The sequence below is a fragment of the Mesorhizobium sp. M2A.F.Ca.ET.037.01.1.1 genome (assembly GCF_003998075.1).
In the GTDB taxonomy this organism is placed as follows: domain Bacteria; phylum Pseudomonadota; class Alphaproteobacteria; order Rhizobiales; family Rhizobiaceae; genus Mesorhizobium.
Window position 1 is genome coordinate 1 of the sequence record NZ_RZSA01000737.1, and the last position, 3,466, is coordinate 3,466.

The window sequence follows — 3,466 nt, forward strand, 5'->3', positions numbered from 1 at the left end:
GCAGGGCCATGGCGAGCAGCGTGCCGATCACGGTCGGCATCAGCTTCCAGTCGGCCAGCCTGCCGCCGATGACGTTGCCGATGGTCATGCCGGCGCCGAAGAGCAGCAGCACCCAGGTCACGGTCGCCGTCGACAGGCCGGAGACGTCGGTCAGATACGGCTTGATGTAGGTGAAGACGGCGAACAGGCTGGCGGAGGCGAGCGAGGCGATCAGCATCGCCAGCCAGACCTGCAGCTTTCCGAGCACGCGCAATTCGCCGACCAGCCCGCCGCCGCTGGGTTCGGCGACGTTGGACGGCACCAGCCAGGCGATGGCCGCGACCGAGACGAGGCCGATGCCGACAACGGCGAGGAAAGTGGCGCGCCAGCCGAAGGCTTCACCCAGCGCCGTGCCGGCGGGAACGCCCAGGATATTCGACAGCGTCAGGCCGGCAAACATCAGCGCGATGGCGCTCGCCCGCTTGTTGCGCGGCACGAGGCTCGCCGCAACGACGGAGCCGATGCCGAAAAAGGCGCCGTGGCCGAAGGCGGTGAAGACCCTCGCGGCCATCAACAGCCAGTAGTTCGGGGCGATGGCGCAGAAGAGATTGCCGATGACGAAGAGGGCAGCGAGGCCGACAAGCACGGGCTTGCGCGGCAGGCGCGCCGTTGCCATGGCCACGATCGGCGCACCGAAGACGACGCCGAGCGCATAGCCGGTGACCAGAAGGCCAGCCGAAGGGATCGAGACGCCAAGGTCGGCCGCGACCTCCGGCAACAGGCCCATGATGACGAATTCGGTGGTGCCGATGCAGAAGGAGGCAATGGCAAGCGCCAGGATCGGCAGCGGCATGGGGTGTCCGGTCTGAATCGGTTCAAGATCGAGACTGACTTTGAACCTGGCCGGCGCACAAGCGTCATTGTTGCAACGCAGCAATGCAGAAAGAGGAGAGCGAGGTCGCGACGAACAACCTAGGTGAGCGGTTTAAGCTCCTGGGCGATCGTCGGCAGCAGTTCCGAGACGTTGGGGTGGATGTGCATGGCGCGCGCCAGCGTCGAGATCGGGGCCTTGGCGTACATGAGGTCGAGCACGCAATGGATCGCCTCGTCGCCGCCTGGCCCGAGCACGGTGCAGCCGAGGATCTCGCCGGTGTCGGCATCGGCGAGGATCTTCATGAAGCCTTGCGTCTCGCCCTTCTCGACCGCGCGGCCGACACGCGTCATCGGCCGCTGGCCGACCAGCGCGCGGCGGCCGGATTTCTTCACCGCGGCTTCCGTCATGCCGCAGCGCCCAAGCGGCGGATCAATGTAAAGCGCATAGGCCTCGATGCGGTCGGTGACCTTGCGCGGATCGTTGTCGAGCAGGTTGGCCGCGACGATCTCGAAGTCGTTGTAGGAGGTGTGGGTGAAGGCGCCCTTGCCGTTGCAGTCGCCCATCGCCCAGATGCCGGGCACGCTGGTGCGCAACAGGTCGTCGACGACGATGAAGCCGCGCTGGTCGACCTCGACGCCGGCTTTTTCGAGGCCAAGATCGTCGGTGTTGGGGACGCGGCCGAGCGCCAGCAGCACATGCGAGCCGACCGCCGGCGGCTGGCCGGCGGAGAAAGTCACGGCGACCTCGTTGCCTTTCCTGGCGAACGCGATGTCGCCGGCGCCAACATGGACGGTGATGCCTTCATTTTCGAGAATGGCCTGGATGGCGGCGGACGTGTCCTCGTCCTCGCGGCCGGTCAGCCTCGGCGCCTTCTCGATCACCGTGACCTCGGAGCCGAAGCGGCGGAACATCTGCGCGAATTCGAGCGAGATATAGCTGCCGCCGACGACGATCAGATGGCTGGGCAGGACATCGAGATCCATCATCGAGGAATTGGTGAGATAGGGGATGTCGTGGACGCCGGGCAGGTCGGGCACGGAGGCGCGGCCGCCGGTGTTGAGGAAGATCTTTGGCGCGGTCAGCAGCTCGTCGCCGACACGCACGGTGTCGGCGGATTCAAAGCGCGCGTGGCCGCGATAGAGCGTGCACTTCTCCATGCCCGCGATCCAGGTCTCGAGCCCCGTGCGGGACGCGCCCGAAACCTTGTCCTTGCGCGCCTTGATGGCCTTGTAGTCGACGGCGACGGGACCGGAAACCGTCACGCCATAATCGGCGGCGCGGCGGGCGAGGTGCGCGGCATAGGCGCTCGCCACCATCGTCTTGGTCGGGATGCAGCCAGTGTTGACGCAGGTGCCGCCGATGAGCTTGCGCTCGATCAGCGCCACGCTCATGCCGGCCGCGTTGAGCCGGCCGGCGAGCGGCGTGCCGGCCTGGCCGGCGCCGATGACGATGGCGTCGAAGGCTTTGGCGCTCATGCGACGGCAGCCACGATCAGCAGCCCGCCGACGATCGCAATGGCGTCCTCGATGAAGGCTGCGGGCGGATCCTTGCCGAAGGCGGCGGCCAACCGGCCACGCACCTCGGCTCCGCCCAGCGTGCCGATCACCGCGCCGATGGCGCCGGCGATAAGACCGCCGATGGTGGCGCCGCCGGTCGCGCCGAGCACTGCGCCGGTGAAGGCGCCCAGGACGATACGGGCGCCGAATTGCTGCGGCACCTTCCGGCTCGGCGTCGACGGCAACTGGTCGGTGACCAATTCGACGATCGCCAGGATGGTGAAGATGCCGACGGCAATCCAGTGGCCCATGAAACTCGCCCAGGTGCCGGCGACCGGCAGCCAGCCGAGATAAGAACCCCAGGCGACGGCGGCCGGCGCTGTCATGGCGCGCAGGCCGGCAACGACACCTATCAGCAGTGCAAGCAGGTAAAGCATGATCGACCCCCTCAAAATCGGAACCTCGCACGGTTCCATGAAGGCAGGCTAGCATAGGCTGGGCGTTTGGCCACGGGCTTTTGTCCGACAATCGGTTGTGCAAACGAAATCGGGAGATGTCGCCATGTCGGCAAGCGAGCGCATGAAGATGGCGGCGGGCGAATGGTACACCTGCATAGACGATGAGCTCGAGGCGCAGCGCTTCGCCGCGCGCGATGCGGTGTTCGAGCACAATAGCCTGCCGCCCCGGCATCGTGGCAATATAGGGCCTGCTTTGCGGGCGCTGCTTGGTGGCGCGGGCGAAGGGGCTCGCATCGAGGCGCCGTTCCATTGCGCCTATGGCTTCAATGTGTTTCTCTGCGACGGCGTCTTCCTCAATTCCGGCTGCATCATCCTCGACACCGCGCCGGTGCGCATCGGCAAGGGCACGCTGCTCGGCCCAAATGTGCAGATCTACTGCGCCGAGCATCATCGCGAGGCCACTGGACGGCTGGCCGGGCTGGAGATCGCAAAACCGGTGACGATCGGCGACAACGCCTGGGTCGGCGGCAGCGCGGTGATCCTCGCCGGCGTCAGCATAGGCGAGGGCGCCATCGTCGGCGCCGGCGCGGTGGTGACTCGCGACGTGGCGGCCAACACGACCGTGGTCGGCAACCCGGCGCGGGTTGTCACGCCGCGCT

General features: G+C 66.9%; 4 protein-coding genes. 1 reads left to right on the forward strand and 3 read right to left on the reverse strand.

Annotated features, from left to right (window positions below; genetic code table 11):
• The 3 genes from EOA27_RS27995 to EOA27_RS28005 form a co-directional block, all read right to left on the reverse strand.
• The coding region (locus tag EOA27_RS27995) for an MFS transporter (RefSeq protein WP_145970573.1) at positions 1–832 on the reverse strand (832 nt) is incomplete at its 3' end.
• 119 nt (positions 833–951) lie between these two features.
• Positions 952–2,328 carry an FAD-containing oxidoreductase gene (locus EOA27_RS28000; protein WP_126081608.1) on the reverse strand — a complete coding sequence of 459 codons (1,377 nt, stop codon included), beginning with the start codon at positions 2,326–2,328 and terminating at the stop codon, positions 952–954.
• On the reverse strand, positions 2,325–2,786 hold the full coding sequence (locus EOA27_RS28005; protein WP_126081609.1) for a DUF4126 domain-containing protein: 462 nt from the start codon (positions 2,784–2,786) through the stop codon (positions 2,325–2,327). Before EOA27_RS28005 ends, EOA27_RS28000 begins: the two co-directional genes overlap by 4 nt.
• 124 nt (positions 2,787–2,910) lie before the next feature.
• On the opposite strand from EOA27_RS28005, the gene EOA27_RS28010 reads away from it, so the two are divergent.
• Positions 2,911–3,466, forward strand: a 556-nt coding sequence (locus tag EOA27_RS28010) for a sugar O-acetyltransferase (protein ID WP_126081610.1), incomplete at its 3' end; no start/stop codon positions are given.

Bases quoted from the DNA above. Each gene is read 5' to 3' on its own strand.
- EOA27_RS28005 (WP_126081609.1), bottom strand. From the start codon at position 2,786: ATGCTTTACCTGCTTGCACTGCTGATAGGTGTCGTTGCCGGCCTGCGC.
- EOA27_RS28000 (WP_126081608.1), bottom strand. From the start codon at position 2,328: ATGAGCGCCAAAGCCTTCGACGCCATCGTCATCGGCGCCGGCCAGGCC.